14 protein-coding genes are annotated in these 15868 nt (G+C 36.5%); 4 read left to right on the plus strand and 10 right to left on the minus strand.

The window, feature by feature from the left end:
• Positions 1–33: 33 nt before the first annotated feature.
• The 4 genes from SLH51_RS21715 to SLH51_RS21730 form a co-directional block, all read right to left on the minus strand.
• A complete protein-coding gene (locus tag SLH51_RS21715) occupies positions 34–357 on the minus strand; it encodes a sigma-70 family RNA polymerase sigma factor (RefSeq protein WP_335963629.1) in 324 nt (107 codons plus the stop codon).
• A gap of 150 nt (positions 358–507) precedes the next feature.
• Positions 508–1254 carry a Cof-type HAD-IIB family hydrolase gene (locus SLH51_RS21720; RefSeq protein ID WP_335963630.1) on the minus strand — a complete coding sequence of 249 codons (747 nt, stop codon included), beginning with the start codon at positions 1252–1254 and terminating at the stop codon, positions 508–510.
• 149 nt (positions 1255–1403) lie between these two features.
• On the minus strand, positions 1404–2165 hold the full coding sequence (locus tag SLH51_RS21725; RefSeq protein WP_335963631.1) for a ThiF family adenylyltransferase: 762 nt from the start codon (positions 2163–2165) through the stop codon (positions 1404–1406).
• Complete coding sequence (locus SLH51_RS21730) at positions 2162–2770, minus strand: N-acyl amino acid synthase FeeM domain-containing protein (RefSeq protein ID WP_335963632.1); 609 nt, start codon at positions 2768–2770, stop codon at positions 2162–2164. The genes SLH51_RS21725 and SLH51_RS21730 overlap by 4 nt, the downstream gene beginning before the upstream one ends.
• A 286-nt stretch (positions 2771–3056) precedes the next feature.
• On the opposite strand from SLH51_RS21730, the gene SLH51_RS21735 reads away from it, so the two are divergent.
• On the plus strand, positions 3057–3302 hold the full coding sequence (locus SLH51_RS21735) for an HPr family phosphocarrier protein (protein ID WP_335963633.1): 246 nt from the start codon (positions 3057–3059) through the stop codon (positions 3300–3302).
• A gap of 59 nt (positions 3303–3361) precedes the next feature.
• On the opposite strand, the gene SLH51_RS21740 is transcribed toward SLH51_RS21735, so the two are convergent.
• The 5 genes from SLH51_RS21740 to SLH51_RS21760 form a co-directional block, all read right to left on the minus strand.
• The gene (locus SLH51_RS21740) at positions 3362–3610 is read right to left on the minus strand and encodes a hypothetical protein (protein WP_335963634.1); all 249 of its coding nucleotides are present in this window, start codon (positions 3608–3610) and stop codon (positions 3362–3364) included.
• An 84-nt stretch (positions 3611–3694) separates the two neighbouring features.
• Positions 3695–5047 (minus strand): flavin monoamine oxidase family protein, encoded by a 1353-nt coding sequence (locus SLH51_RS21745; RefSeq protein ID WP_335963635.1) that lies wholly within the window; start codon positions 5045–5047, stop codon positions 3695–3697.
• Between the two features lie 248 nt (positions 5048–5295).
• Complete coding sequence (locus SLH51_RS21750; protein WP_335963636.1) at positions 5296–6615, minus strand: S8 family peptidase; 1320 nt, start codon at positions 6613–6615, stop codon at positions 5296–5298.
• A 282-nt stretch (positions 6616–6897) separates the two neighbouring features.
• On the minus strand, positions 6898–9501 hold the full coding sequence (adhE, locus tag SLH51_RS21755; protein ID WP_335963637.1) for a bifunctional acetaldehyde-CoA/alcohol dehydrogenase: 2604 nt from the start codon (positions 9499–9501) through the stop codon (positions 6898–6900).
• A 53-nt stretch (positions 9502–9554) separates the two neighbouring features.
• A complete protein-coding gene (locus tag SLH51_RS21760) occupies positions 9555–9782 on the minus strand; it encodes a hypothetical protein (RefSeq protein ID WP_335963638.1) in 228 nt (75 codons plus the stop codon).
• Positions 9783–9986: 204 nt separating this feature from the next.
• Here SLH51_RS21760 and SLH51_RS21765 point away from each other — a divergent pair, with 204 nt between their 5' ends.
• Positions 9987–10307, plus strand: coding sequence for a hypothetical protein (locus SLH51_RS21765; RefSeq protein ID WP_335963639.1), 321 nt, complete (start codon positions 9987–9989; stop codon positions 10305–10307).
• Positions 10308–10617: 310 nt separating this feature from the next.
• Here the strand turns inward: SLH51_RS21765 and SLH51_RS21770 are convergent, their stop codons facing one another.
• Complete coding sequence (locus SLH51_RS21770; protein ID WP_335963640.1) at positions 10618–13338, minus strand: GTP-binding protein; 2721 nt, start codon at positions 13336–13338, stop codon at positions 10618–10620.
• 308 nt (positions 13339–13646) lie between these two features.
• Between SLH51_RS21770 and SLH51_RS21775 the strand changes: the two genes are divergently transcribed.
• Positions 13647–14201 carry a tyrosine-type recombinase/integrase gene (locus SLH51_RS21775; RefSeq protein WP_335963642.1) on the plus strand — a complete coding sequence of 185 codons (555 nt, stop codon included), beginning with the start codon at positions 13647–13649 and terminating at the stop codon, positions 14199–14201.
• A 46-nt stretch (positions 14202–14247) separates the two neighbouring features.
• The gene (locus tag SLH51_RS21780) at positions 14248–15747 is read left to right on the plus strand and encodes a potassium/proton antiporter (protein ID WP_335963643.1); all 1500 of its coding nucleotides are present in this window, start codon (positions 14248–14250) and stop codon (positions 15745–15747) included.
• Positions 15748–15868 lie beyond the last annotated feature (121 nt).

Genomic DNA, 15868 nt, shown 5'->3' on the forward strand with positions numbered 1-15868 from the left:
CTCTATCTCTTTTGGTTTCTCTATTTAAATCCATTAATGATTGATACATCTCTTCCCCGGTGATACGTCGAGCGTACCTTGCTTTCGCTCCAAGTTCAAGTCATAGTCAATAAACCATTTCCACATGTTAGGTGCTTTTTTTCTATTTTCATCAATGGCAACATTTCGAGCTATTGTAAAAAGCCATGTTTTCGGGCTTGAATCGCTTCTAAATGAATCGTATCCCATCATTGCTCGAATAAACACTTCTTGAACTAAATCCTCGACATCAGTTGAACCAAACCGATAAAGTAAGTAATGATAAATATCGTTACTATATTGATAAAACCAATCGGATATTTTATTATGACTGGACATAGAACACCTTCTCCTCGGCTTTATTTCCCTCATTCTTTATTAGACGAAAAGAAAGCTAGGATTATCGCACTTTTTATTAGTTTTTTTATTTTATTTGTTAACAAAGAGGAGCAAGTCATTAAGACTTGCTCCTCTTGATACCGTCATCTTTTAATTTTCTAACACCCATTTTTTTATTGCGTTAGCAACGCCGTCCTCAACATTTGTCGTTGTCACCCAATCGGCCGATTCTTTAACGAATGGTTGTGCGTTTCCCATGGCAACACCTACTCCTGCAGCGTTAATCATTGCCAAGTCATTTAAACTATCTCCCATTGCAAGAACATTATCCATTGTAATACCCATTCGTTCGCACACTTTTTCCAACGCTATTGCTTTGTTCACACCTGCTGCGTTAATTTCAAGATTTGTTGGGCTAGAATTGCTAACTTCAAGCGCTTTATTGTTTGATAATTCTTCTAAAATGATTTGTCTCACTTGATCATCTTTAATATCAAAGCCGAACTTCATCCATTCATGAGTAGAAAAGTCCTCCGGAAATTCTTCTCTCCAAACCTTCCCCACTGTGGCAGCCCAGCAATTCGTATTGTGTTTTTCTTTCAATTGCCACATGTATTCTATGTATTCAGTATTTAAAAGCTGTCTTTCAACTAGTGATCTCGCTTCATCCCATATTTCACTACCATTTACTGTGATCAAATATGAACTAAGAGACAGTGAATTGACCAGTTCATCACATGTCATTCTTGTCCTACCGGTACTAATTACAACATGAATACCTTGTTTCTCGGCTTCCTTAATTGCTTTACGATTCTCATTCGATATTTCATGTTGATCGTTTAACAGCGTTCCATCCATATCAATTGCAATTAATTTTATTGGCTTTGTTTGTGCCATTTCCTTCCCTCCACTTTTCTAATTTTACTTTTATTGTAACAGATTCAGTAAGTAAAGACTGAAAAAGCACATGAATTAAATAATTCTTAACAAACAGTAGCCACCTGAATTATTCTCTCAACAGCTACATATATAGTTTTTCAACCTCATTACTCTTCAAACTGCAGTTGAAAAGAACGCGGAACAAACTCAGGTGTTTTTCGACCCAGTATATGCAAAATCATTTTTGATACCAATACCCCTGGTCCCAATGCTTGACCAACACTTATCGTTGGGATTGTCTTTTCTGATAACCAAACCGAAATTTGGTTATCTGTTATATAACTTGGCAAACGATCGACATACCCATAAACTGGAAATGACAATTCACTCATTTGTTCAACTGATAAATCCTTTGCTATGCCAACGTATTCTTCAATTGTCATTCCATTTGGATCAAACGTTAAAACGGTCGTCCCAAAACCAATAGCTGCAGCAGTAATTACATATAGCTTCTTTTTTCGAGCTTCACGATGCAACATGACCGCATTTGCAAATGCGAAAAAGTCGATGGCATCAATGACATAATCTACCCCTTTTAAGAACTCGGTAACATTTGCTGTGTTTACTCCCTCTTGAAATGTTATGATTTCTAGCCGCGGATTAATTGACCATAGATGATCTTGTAGTGCTTTAGTTTTATTTATACCGATCGTTTGAAACGTCGCTGCACACTGTCTATTTATGTTTGATTCATCAAAAACATCAGGATCTGCTAATACCAAACTGCCAACACCTATACGTGCAAGTAACTCTGCTGTGAAACCACCTATGCACCCGCATCCAGCTATAGCAATCCTCGTTTGTTGAAGAAGATAGATATCCTGCTCACTCATTATCCCTAAATTTCTAATAAATTGTTTCGCAATCATGATAAAACCCCCTTCTTTACGTTCTTGTCAGAAGTCATTAAGAATTTATACATCTGATACTTTTTCTCTTTAATATGCTGCAACCCATCTTTTATTGGAAACATACAAGGCATGCTATTAGAACCTAAATATATTTTTGGTTCGCCAATGATTTGAAAAGGATAGTCAAACAAACGATTTATATAGCGGAAAACACGTTGATCAACGCAACATATCCATACCTCAATCTGATTTTCTAATGAATATTGCATAATCGTTCGTATCAATCCCAACCCTACATTGTGTCGGGGAACTTTCGTAAACGCACTAACCTCTACTAAGCACGCCGTTTCAACCTTTTTTAACAGTTCCAACTCTGCATCATAGATTATGAAATTACGAATTGTTGGTAACTGATCAAGTTGCTTTCGAATAAGCCGTGTTACGCCTACCACTTTTTTTTGATCATTTGTTTGGGCGATAAAATAAATTGATTCCTCGTCATAGTTATCTATTTCATTACGATGAAAGAATCCTAATTCTATATACCTCTTATAATGTAGAGCCTTGGCTTCCATTTTTAATAATCCATTTGCTTTGCTATAGACATATGAATTCTTGTTCATTATTTTACCTCTCCTTTGATAAGTAATGCCCTACCACTTCACTATAAGACATTCCATAAGGAGATTGGCTACTTTTGTCAGTTTATGTTAGAAACACTTGACATTTGTTTAGAAATGGCAGCGATTTAAAAATAGCGAACCACCCAATATTCTATTTCATTTTTTCTGCATTATTAAGCCGACTAAGTAATATATATGAAATTAAAGTCTTTTCAAAAAATATCTAGGTTATCCTAGTATTCTACTTTATAATAAAGCTATAAAATAAAAAGGGAGAGTGAGCAATATGAAAGTTAAAGTACTAACACCTATTTTTGCCGAATCAGCAAGCAGGTTGGTAAACAAAGCAAGTGAATATCCTGAGACGATCCTACTGAAAAAGGATCACTGGGTTATTGACGCTAAAAGTCTCTTAGGATTATTAGCTATCTCTCTTCAGCCTGGACAGGAAGTTGAAATTGAAATTCAAAATGGTAACAATACTGAAGTCATAGAAGCTCTTTTAAATTTAGAGTTATTTGAAAAAGCTTAATTGATAACAGAAAGAACCAATTAGCTTATTGCTAATTGGTTCTTTCGTGTTGTTTGGCTCTATCCAATATGTTTCTCCTCACGATCTTGTTTTAAAAGTGAACGTTTATTGCTTATTTCTGTTAAGTCATTTCTCTTTAGTAAATATTGCATATGTTGATATGGCATAGATCCATGCCCCTTGCCTTCTGGCAGAGTAAATTGAACAATATTTCCACTATGCCGGATAACGGTAAGTATGTCAGCTGAATTAAAATGACCTTTTATCACTTGAGAGATTTGATATTCGGTTCCTCTTTCAATATTCATTTGAGTGACCCCTTTTTTTCTATTTATTCGTTATAATTTGTTCCAATAAATAGAAATATATACGCTGAAATAAAAATGATCAAATTATTCCTTAGTTATCTCATGAATTACCTCATGTACGACCCTCTCACTTGATTGAACTGCTCCTTCCATATACATTCTCCATTCAGAAGCAGTTTCCGTTCCTGCCCAGTGAATCGGTCCAACAGGGCTAGTGAGTGATGTTGCAAATTGGCTAATGACACCTGTCGCAAAATGAGTTGCATACCCACCGCGAGTCCATTCCTCAGCCGACCAATCTTTTTCAAACATTGCAATAGGGTAAGCAGCTTTCTCACCAAAAAGGCGTACCAATGCTTTCTTTACTTCTATCTGCCTTAATTTTAAAGGTAATGTTTCAATTTGTCTCGCTGAATCTCCTCCAATTAAAATAGTTAAAACACCCCTTCTTCCATCTAGTGGTGAACTATCAATCGTGAGCTTCACGGGAGTTTGATCTGAGTAAGCAGTCCCGCTTAAACCAGCCTCTCTCCAAAAAGGGCGTTCATATACACAAATCAATTTGATAACGGAAGGCAAACCTGCCCGCTCACTTAACTGAACACGCCTCGCTGGAAGCGGCGGGTCAAAGGATATTCGAGTAAGTAAATTAGGTGGCGTTGTCACGATTACTTTTTTTGCTTGCCATGATTCCTTCCCCGTATAGACAGTGACCTTCTTTTCGTTATACATGACACGTTGAACCGGTTGATTCAATTGGATTGTCTCACCTAATGAATCTGATATTCTGTTAATGAGTGTTTCTGCACCTTCTGCGATCCAATAATCTTCTGCTGCTAACAAATGATCAATAGACCCAGCAGCTCTTATGCACCATAAAAAATCAAGAGCTGAAACCTCATATACATTTGCACAGAGCGCTTCTTCAATCAAAAGTTTGGCAAAAGACACCCCTGCTTTCGTGAGTAAAATAGTTTTTATTAACTCTGCCACTGTTATCTTATCTAATTGTTGAGCAAGCTTTGAAGTCCAAGGTGCACCTGAAGGAATCTCCCTGCTGATTTTATCAATTTTTCTTTTCATCTTCATAATGTCTGCAATTACAATAGGAGACATTATCGGCAACTTCCCATTTGTCTGCTTCCTCTTTCCTTGCATTTCATAAATGGTTTTGCCCGTTCGAAACGTCGGAACTAGCTGAAGTCCGAATTCTTCAATGAGTCCCAACATCCTTTTGTGATGCGGGCCAATCCACTGCGCCCCTAAATCCACTGTTACACCATCACTAGAAATGGTACTATGAATTCTCCCCCCAAGACGGCTTCTCGCTTCTAAAACAACATATGAATAATTGTGTTTCTTTAATTCAAGTGCTGCTGTTAATCCAGCTAATCCCGCCCCTACTATGACTATATCGACTTTCTTTTTATTAGACATGGTGCTCCCTACTTTCTCCAGTAAACCAATTACATTATTATTTAGGATAGGGATATTTGAAGTCTTTTTATTCATTGTCAATTCGAATTAGTCATGATCGGCATGATAGAAAAGATAGAAAGAACATAGTGAATAATCTCTATACTTTTCATTAAACACTTACGTTTGTACTTTATTATTTAAAACTTTCTATCTTCACTCTAAAAGTCCATACCCCTATTAGATGGAGTTCCTTTTTGCATAACCTCTTAAATGGAATCTTCAGCATTGATATACCCTTTTCCGTAAACATTTCGATCTAGGTTTCTCCATAAATCAGTCCCTTTTCGTAATGCTTTTTTCACTTCATCAGGGGTCATGGCTGGATTTTGTTGAAGCATTAATGCAACAATACCCGCACATATTGGAGTAGCCATGGACGTCCCTGATAAAACAAAATAGTCCGAGCCTACTCGAGCTGACTTTTGTAATTTATCTAAATAGGATCTAGGTGAACGTAAAGAAACAATATTCACACCAGGTGCCAATAGATCTGGTTTCTCGACTCCATAAAGGGTAGGTCCTCTGCTAGAGAAACTTGCAACATCATCATCTGCCCTTTCCTTCGTATTTCGATCATCAAGCGCACCTACTGTGATCACCTGGTCGCTAATTCCTGGACTTGCAATTGTTCTTGCATTTGGACCTTCGTTTCCGGCAGCAACACAAACAACAATTCCACTTTCCCAAGCTTTTTCAACCATTTGAACCATTGGATCATCATTTTCCTGATCATACCGCTGCGCTGGCGCTCCTAAGGACAAACTAATAATATTGATTGGTTGACCTGGGTTTCTTTCATTATAATCGATACACCATTGAACGCCTTGCATAACCGTTTCTAATGAACCAGACCCTAATTTATCTAACACTTTTACTCCAACTACATTTGCTTCGGGTGCAGGCCCTGCATATAAACCTGATGAAGCCGCGCCATTACCAAGTGCATCCCCTGCACAATGGGTACCATGACCGTTATCATCATAAGGGTCTGTTCTTTCATTAATAAAATCAACAAAATCAACGATTCGTCCTGATAGATCGCTGTGAGCATAAATGCCTGTATCAATGACAGCAACTGTTATTCCACTTCCTGTAAGTTTCGCCCCATTCCTTACCACGTTTCTTGCATTTGCTGAAACGACTGCCGTATCTAGCAATGCTTGAACTTCGCGATTTAATGAAATCTTTTTGATGTGAGAGCAACTAGATAAGAGCTCCTCTAGTACTGCTGGTGTAAGATCAGCACTACAGCACGATATTGTTGAAAATTCATTCCTCATCTTGCAACCATGGTGTCTAGTAAATACTTGATTCATTTCATGACACCCTTCTTCATAGCACTCATTCTCAAATTCAATGATAACCGTCATTTTTTTTGTTCTCTTTATAAGACTCTCAGCCATATTGTGCAAAAAGCACGGTGTCCACTTAAATGGTTTATAGAGATTTAACACTTTTTCTCTTAAAGGATAATCTAATTTATGAGAGTGCGTTCTCACCATTTGAATCATCGAAAAACCAAACATCTTTCACTCCTCCTTTGACATTAGTTCTTACTTATTCTATGGAGGTTGAAGTAGATTGGTAGCAATACCTGTCTAGTCTCTAGTAAAATATGTGATTGTCCACATCCCATAAGCTTGACCCTGTCTATTAATTCCCCGCATTTTTGAATAAGTAAAAAGGGTCTGACGCCGCCTAGTTAGTAAAATATATGAAGTTGATCTCTTCTGAAGATCGTCATATATTTATACGCTAGGGGTCAGACCCTTAGTTTTTATTCAGTTACCTTCTAATTCAGCTTGTATTTACACGCCTTTATACGCCAAACGGTATACTTCAGCTAACTCAGTTACTAGTGGTAATTTCGGATTCGCCGTTGTACATTGGTCCTCAAATGCACGCTCAGCTAAATAGTTTACTTTGCTTTCAAATACTTTTTCTTCAACACCATTCTCTTTAATGCTCATTGGGATATCCATTTCTTTTGCAAGCTTTATAATGGCTTGAACGAGGCTCTCTACACCTTCTTCTGTCGTCGCTGCCGGTAAGCCTAGTACTCTAGCAATCTCAGCATACCGTTTGTCTGCAACAAAATGCTCATATTTTGGAAATGCTGCAAATTTCGTCGGCTTCTTCGCATTATACCGAATAACATGTGGCATTAAAATTGTATTTGAACGTCCATGGGCAATATGGAACTCTGCTCCTAATTTATGAGCTAAACTGTGATTAATTCCAAGGAAAGCATTGGCAAAGGCCATCCCAGCAATGGTTGATGCATTATGCATTTTCTCGCGTGCCACTTCATCGTTTCCATTCCGATAAGCACGAGGTAAATGCTCAAAAACGAGCTGAATTGCTTTAATTGCAAGACCATCTGTGTAATCATTTGCCATAATAGAAACATAAGCTTCAATCGCGTGCGTTAACACGTCCATTCCCGTATCGGCTGTAATATGTTTAGGAACCGTCATAACAAATTGTGGGTCTATGATAGCTACATCCGGTGTTAACTCATAATCAGCTAGCGGATATTTAATGTTTTGTTTTTTATCCGTAATAACTGAAAATGATGTCACTTCAGATCCGGTTCCTGATGTTGTTGGGATCGCAACAAATTGCGCATTCATTCCTAATTTCGGATATTTAAACACACGCTTACGAATATCTAGAAATTTCTGCTTTAAGCCACCGAAATCTGTATCTGGATGCTCATAAAATAACCACATTCCTTTCGCAGCATCCATTGCAGATCCACCACCAAGAGCAATGATACAATCAGGCTCAAAGCTTCTCATCATCGCGGCGCCTCTTTCGACTGTTTCGATTGATGGATCTGGCTCGACATCAGCAAAAATTTCGCAATGAACATAGTCTGGTCTTTGACGCAAGTAATGCAATACTTTGTCAACATAGCCAAGTTTCACCATTCCAGGATCGGTAACAATGAATGCTTTTGAGATATTGGGCATTTTCGCTAAATATTGCGTTGAGTTTTTCTCAAAATAAATTTTGGGTGGAACTTTAAACCATTGCATATTTACATTTCTCCGAGCTAATTTTTTGACGTTTGTTAAGTTGACTGTTCCAACATTTGAAGATACAGAGTTCTTCCCATAAGAGCCACATCCCAGTGTCAATGATGGCAGAAATGCATTATATATATCTCCAATTGCACCTTGAGATGAAGGGGCATTAGCAATGATTCGGCAAGCCTTCATTCTCATACCAAATTGTCTAATAACCGTTTCATCTTCTGAATGAATGACAGCCGAATGTCCTAGTCCACCAAATTCAAGCATCTCCTCTGCACGTGTTAATCCTTCTTCAGTTGAACGTACACGGTAGCAAGCGAGTACCGGGCTTAGCTTTTCTCTTGATAACGGATATTGTGGTCCAACACCTTTTAATTCAGCAAGCAAGATTTTCGTATCCTCTGGAACCGTAACACCAGCAAGATTTGCAATTAAAGCCGCAGACTTCCCAACAATATCCGCATTGACTGCACACGTTGTTTCATTAATCACAAGCTTTTCAACTTTTGCCTTTTCTTCTTCGTTCAAAAAGTAGCATTTATTATTTTTAAGTTCTGTTTTCACTTCTTCATAGATGACATGATCAATAATAACGGCTTGTTCAGACGCACAAATCATGCCGTTATCAAATGTCTTAGAAAGAATTAGATCATTCACTGCACGTTTAACATTTGCCGTTTTTTCAATGTAACATGGAACGTTTCCTGGTCCCACACCTAGAGCTGGTTTACCCGTGCTATAAGCAGACTTGACCATCCCAGCACCACCAGTTGCTAGAACTAGAGCAATGCCATCGTGATTCATTAATGCTTTGGTAGCTTCAATCGAAGGTGTCTCAATCCATTGAATGCAATGCTCTGGTGCACCAGCTAAAATCGCTGCATCCCGCAAAATACGTGCTGCTTCACTACTGCATTTCTGCGCAGAAGGATGGAAAGCGAATATGATTGGATTTCTTGTTTTTATAGAAATGAGTGCTTTAAACATTGTTGTAGATGTTGGATTCGTGACAGGTGTAACACCAGCTATAACACCGACCGGCTCTGCAATTTCAATAAGTCCATTATGTTCATTTTCGGAAATGATGCCAACTGTTTTATCATATTTTATATTATGGTAAATATATTCTGTTGAAAATAGATTCTTAATAATCTTATCTTCATATACTCCACGCTTCGTTTCGTTAACTGCAAGTTTAGCTAACTCCATGTGGTTTTCAAGTCCAGCTAAGGCCATTTTCTTAATAACCTCATCAATTTGCTCTTGATCGAATGTTAACAATTCAGTTAATGCCTTTTGTGCGTCTTCAACTAATTTGTCTACTGCTTTTAATACATCTGTCTTTTCAACCAATTTCTTTTGATCTACAGCCATGTTAATACCCCTCCTATTTGTGAAACGTTTCACATGATTTCATTTAAAAAAAGCTATGCACATACGGGATTGCGAGGTATCTTAGTAACAGATATATCGGCAATCATTCTCGTACCATTTTTTATCAAACATACATAATTTACTGTCCAAACATAAGCAGGAATTTCTTCGTCACCTTCAAACATCATTGCCTCAAATTCATCATTGACTAATTCTTCAAAATTTTTCTGCGTATAAGTTTCAGTATCTGTTGTAAAATCTCTCCACTCACATAAGATCATTTGTCTCCCTCCTCATTCTTTCTAGGTGAAGCTTCTTTCTAAACTGATCATACTCTTACCTTTCGTTAAAAAAAGTGATATAGGTCACAAATAAGAAAAATATTTCAAAATATCTAAAACTAGGCTATTGCCCTGTCACTCTGTAGTAGTTTACATAGGCTATTAACGTATTCATTTACGATAAATTTGTAGAGGAGCTTGATCATGAATCCATATCAATATTACCCTGGTTATGTACAACAGCCAATGTCTTATCATAACAATCCCGTTTTCAGACAACCAACACTTGACGGGAGAGTCGATCAACTTGAACAGCAAATCGAGCAACAAGTAACCGAAATATCAAGACAAAATCAAGAAATTCAACGGTTGAATGGTGAAATTAATCGGATAAATGAAGAAATCATTCGCTTAAATCAAAATGATGAGCGTAATTTTGACCGTCTACGCAGAATGAATCAGCGATTGCGTACAGTAGAGAATAACCTGAATATTCCATATACAGGTGGCAACGATGGCTTCTAAATAAGAAAAAACGCAAACCGCGGTTCCTTTAAGGAGGTTGTCTCAAAAGGTCGCTTTTGACCTTTGAAACAACCTCTTTTTCCATTTTTTCCCTCGCAGGACATCTATTCCATCCTCAATTAACATACTAAATTCTCCAGCTTAAGAGTAAAAATTCTGATATAACAATAAAAAATCAAGTAATAAAACCTATGCGATTTTATACTTGATTTCCTATCTTATTTCTAATTTTCCCATCATCGGACCTACCTACTTTTGATGCCACTGTTTCCCTTCTCAAAAATAGATACACTATCAAGACTGTTGTTCCCTACTTTAACGATACCCTTTCTTTACCCTTGCTCTTAACTACTTGTTCCATTAACTCGTATTGATACAATTTTAATTTGAATAATGCTAACGGATCTTGGTACTTTTCTGGGCTTGACTTCAGTTCATGAAGGGCCTCATTTTTTTCACTAATTGCTGACTGAGCCTCTTCTGTCGCTTCATTAAACACGTTAAATGGATTCCTAAAAAACATATCCATATCACGATCCAATGCTTTTTCAAATAATTCAAATTGCATCAGAAACTGATTGCTGACTGAATCAGCTATTTGTTTGTAGTCTTCATTTTCGATAAACTTCTTGTACATTTTCTGTAGCATCGCTTTGTTTGTTGGGAGTACGCCAAATAACTTTCCTGAACTTTTCAGTAAGATCTGTGATGGTGTCAAGCGTAGCAAAATGTTCACATTATCCAAATGCACTCCATTTGTCATTCGATCTATATCACGATACCAGTCATCGAGTACCCGAAAATCGCATTGTAACTTTAAGCGCTCCTCACCATACAGCGCATTAAATCCTTCGCTCATCTCTTTTAAGAAGGATTGGCTTTGAATAAATTCTACATTGCCAATTTCTAGCCACTGTTGAAGAGAGTTTGCTAGTTTTGGAATAGCCGTTTGCTCTAAGTGTTGTTTAATTTGCTCATTCATTTTTTGATTTAATTCAAGATGAATGGTTCGGAAATCACTTTTTTCTCGAACAAAACTAGAACAGTTTTGCAATAACTTCGGGATCGTGACTTTTAAATCTTTTTTTGTTTCTTGAATAATGACATGATAAGACTGTTTAATCCCTTGCATTTTCTCTTTCTGAGCATCTACTAACTGATTATTTGCCCCTGTAAGCTTAATAACCATTTCCTCATTCCAAGTGATTTCATCCATCAACTGGCTTTCCATATCTACTCGTTTTTCTAGCAGATGCGTAATAGTCGTTCGAATTAACTGAAGCAAATGTCCATTTCTCTCTGTTTCAACTGTTTGATTTTTAAACATCTCACTAAGGAATTTTGGCATATCACTTACTCTTGAAAAAGTAAACACTTTTGCATTTGGAAAACACATTAAAATTCTTGATTTTGTTTCTTCAATCATTCGATTAATTTCTTGTTCATTATAAATTGCGTCTAGTTTATTGATTAGAAAATGAATGGGAAGATTTGGTGCAAGCTTTTGAATTTGTCCAATCTTGTATCGTTCATCCTCACCAAATGATTTATGTGCATCTAAAACAAATAATACTCGATCTGCTAAATGAATTTCAGGACAACGTTTATTTCCTCTTGAGCTTCCTAACTTAGGAGAATGCAGAAGCGCAATAGAGTTTTCATGTAAAAAAGAACTTGGTAGACAATATTCAAGAATGTGCGGATCTGGTAATAAATGTACTTCTAAATCGGCCTCAACATCTTGATGAATTGCCTTATCCGTTAATGCACGAACCAAGCGCTCTTTTCCATATTTTAGCATCACCGTGGAGTTTAGCTCTTCTAAATTAGTTTCTCCAACCATTAGATTCATAAACGATGATTGTTCATTTGCTGAACTCCCAATTACTAATAAATGATTTACATTAAAATTTAGTAATTCCTGAATCATCCACTTTAACCGATTGCCGACTTTTAATTCATGTTCGTCTGCCCACTGCATAATGGATTCAAATAATAACAAACTTTGTTCCAATCCATCTTCAGAAATTCTTCCTTGTTTAAGCAGTGTATTCGCTTCGTTAACAATCGCTTGGTTGATACTTGATGGCCTTAGCTCGTTCCAAGCAAGGACTGCTGTTGAAACGATCGCTAATTCAGAAGAGCCTGTCACTTTCAGCCAATTCGTCAATAGATTTGGAATAACATTCTCTAGCTCAGAAAGATAATAACTCCCATTAATTAACTCCAAATAAGTTTCCTTATATTTTCTAGATAATTCTTCCCAATTATTAGAACGTTTTACTTCCATTTGTAAGAAGAGATGGTCAAATTCAACAATCCATGAAAAATAGTAATTTTCCTGCTCATAGCTATTCCAAAACGCTATTGCCATTTGTTCAAACTTGTCTTCATCAATTGTAAAAAGGGTTTGTAATGTTTTTGTAAAGTAAGCTGGTTCGATGCTTTTTGTTAATCCTTTATCTATATAGGTATTTAAAATACCATACCATTCAATTGATTCAGTTCGTAATGATTCACTAACGGCAAGCTCAATGGCACTACTCCAATCCCTATATTCTTCAAAAAACGAACGAGCTACATCCGTTACTGTAGGATAGTCCGGATTCATTGCCACAATATTTTTGATTACTTTTGCTGCCTGATCTAGCAACTGTTGATCCATATAAACGGAAAACAATTGCAATTCTATTTCCGTGGTCAGAACTATATTGTCAGTATTGATAGATAAATACATTTCCTCTGCATCTGTCAGTTGACCAAGCTCATAATAACTATCAGCAATGTTTTTCTTCGCCCATGGCTCTAGTTCATTATGAACGTTTTGCCATTTAAAAATAGCTGTCTCAAAATCTTTACAATGATAATAGACTTCTCCTTGAGCAAAACGAATAGTAGATAGATTTGATTCTTCACTCTTTTGTTCAACTAAAAATTCCTCTGCAAGACTTTTTATCGGTAGGTTTCCGTCATGGGATTCAACATTATTTTTATAATGGATCTTTTTGATCAGTTCATTCTCTACTGTCATAGTCAATTCCTTCCTTGATGTTAATTTGTAACGAGAATACAATTCCCTAATCAATTTTATTAAAACGTTCATAACTTTATTCAGCTATTGTAACAGAAAATTCATGTCTATCAATTTTCAATTTAACTACAAACTATGTAAAATTTCATAGATACCGGTTAATTATTCCACGTTTTTTCATATTATCCTCCTATTCCACAAATTTAGATTAAAATAAGTGAAAAAAACTGAATTTATTGTCTATTATAAAATGTTACATAAACGTATGCTATAATGTCAATATGTAACGCAACCAAAGGAGGTTAGACATGGAATATGTACAACCGATTCGACGAGTTGAAAAAATCAAAATAATGAAACATTACTTACGTAAACGTTCCAAACGAGATTATTTATTATTTGTATTAGGCATTAATACAGGTTTACGGATCAGTCAAATGTTAGAACTAAAATGTAAAGACGTATTAGATAAAGATTCCCCCCGAAACTTCATTATTCAGACCACTTCCGATTACGAGGAAATCTACCTAAATCATAAAGTGAAACAAGCCATCTCAAATTACGTCAAACATTCAAAATTAAAAACAGATGACTTCTTGTTTTCTGCTTCTAATAAAAAACAACCAATTACAAGGCAGCAAGCTTACCGAATCATTAACCAAGCTGCACAGGAAGCAGGAATATGCGACAAAATCGGTACACACACATTGCGTAAAACATTCGGTTTTCATGCATACAAACAAGGTGTGGCTGTTTCGTTCTTACAAAAACGATTCAACCATAAAACTCGCAGTGCTACTTTACGCTATATAGGAATAACCGATGAGATCAATAAACCACCACAAATTGACGTGAATTTATAACATCATTGAGAGAAAAAATTAGACTATATTGGAGAGGATCTACTGGATGATAAATGGAGCTTTAAATACAGATTACTTTATATTACTTGTTGCTCTACTTTTAATTGCAGGTGTGTTAACAGCAAAATTTTCGACACGACTAGGGGTACCTGCCCTTGTTTTGTTCATGTTAGTTGGGATGTTAGCTGGTAGTGATGGGATCGGATTTATTTATTTCGACAATGCAAAATATGCACAACTAATAGGAATACTCGCTTTAGTCGTTATTTTATTTGAAGGCGGTTTGCAAACAAAGTGGTCCACTGTCAAACGAGTAGCTATACCTTCTTTATCTCTCGCTACACTCGGTGTAGTAATAACAACTTCAATCGTTGCAACTGCAGCTAAATTCATTCTTGTTGTTACGTGGATGGAAGCTTTTCTATTTGGAGCAATTGTTGGCTCGACTGATGCCGCAGCTGTATTTGCCGTCTTGAAAGGAGTAAACCTTCGTGAGCGCCTTAGTTCTATTCTCGAAGCCGAATCAGGAACAAATGACCCTATGGCTGTATTCTTAACTATTTCTTTTATTCAATTATTAATGACAGATCAGCCTAATTATCTATTGCTCGTCGGAGCTTTTTTCTGGCAGATGGGTATGGGACTTCTCATCGGGTTAGGACTCGGTATGGTTGCTTCCTATGCGGTCAATCGCATTAACTTAGATTCAAGTGGTTTATACCCTGTTTTTGCTATGGCCTTTGCCTTGCTAACCTATAGCATAACAGCTCTTATTGGCGCAAGTGGATTACTAGCTGTTTATGTCGCTGCGCTTGTAATTGGGAATAGAGATTTAACCTACCGTCACTCTATATTCAGATTTAACGAAGGGTTTGCCTGGATGATGCAAATTTTAATGTTTGTTATTCTCGGCTTGCTTGTCTTCCCTTCTCAACTATTTGATCTTGATATTATCATTAAAGGATTTATCTTATCTTTTATTTTAATCTTAATTGCTAGACCTATTGCTGTGTTTCTTTCAACAATAAAAATGAATTTTGATTTTAAAGAAAAACTTTTCCTCTCTTGGGCTGGATTAAGGGGTGCCGTTCCTATTGTCTTAGCAACATTCCCGATGATTTCGGGGCTTGTTCATAGCCAACTGTTTTTCAATGTTGTTTTTTTCGTCGTGTTAACATCCGCTTTAATTCAAGGCTCAACCATTGCTTTCTTTGCTGAAAAATTGGAGTTAACAGGTACAAAAAAAGAAACTCCTCTTCATTCTCTTGAGCTTGTGTCAATCGGAAAGGCAAATGCAGAAATTATTGAAGTTGAGATAAATGAAGATGATGTTGTTGTCAATCAATCTCTTGCAGAAATTGAGTTTCCAAAAGATGTGCTGATTAATGCCATTATTAGAAACGGAGATCTGATTACACCTTATGGTGAGACAACGATACAAGCGGGAGATACACTCTACATCCTTGTCTCCAAACAAAGTAAAAAAGAACTGAAACGAATGCTTGATGAGAAAGATTTGTCCGAACATGTAAGTGCAAATCAGTAAAAAAACACAAATAGAGGCTATCATATAAAAGGTATAATCCTTTTATAAAATGTACCCTATAGAGTAGACACTTTGAAAAAAGGACTACTTTATAGGGTTCTTTTTTGTATACTTAATTCAT

Source organism: Halalkalibacter kiskunsagensis, assembly GCF_037027555.1.
Classification (GTDB): domain Bacteria; phylum Bacillota; class Bacilli; order Bacillales; family Bacillaceae_D; genus Halalkalibacter; species Halalkalibacter kiskunsagensis.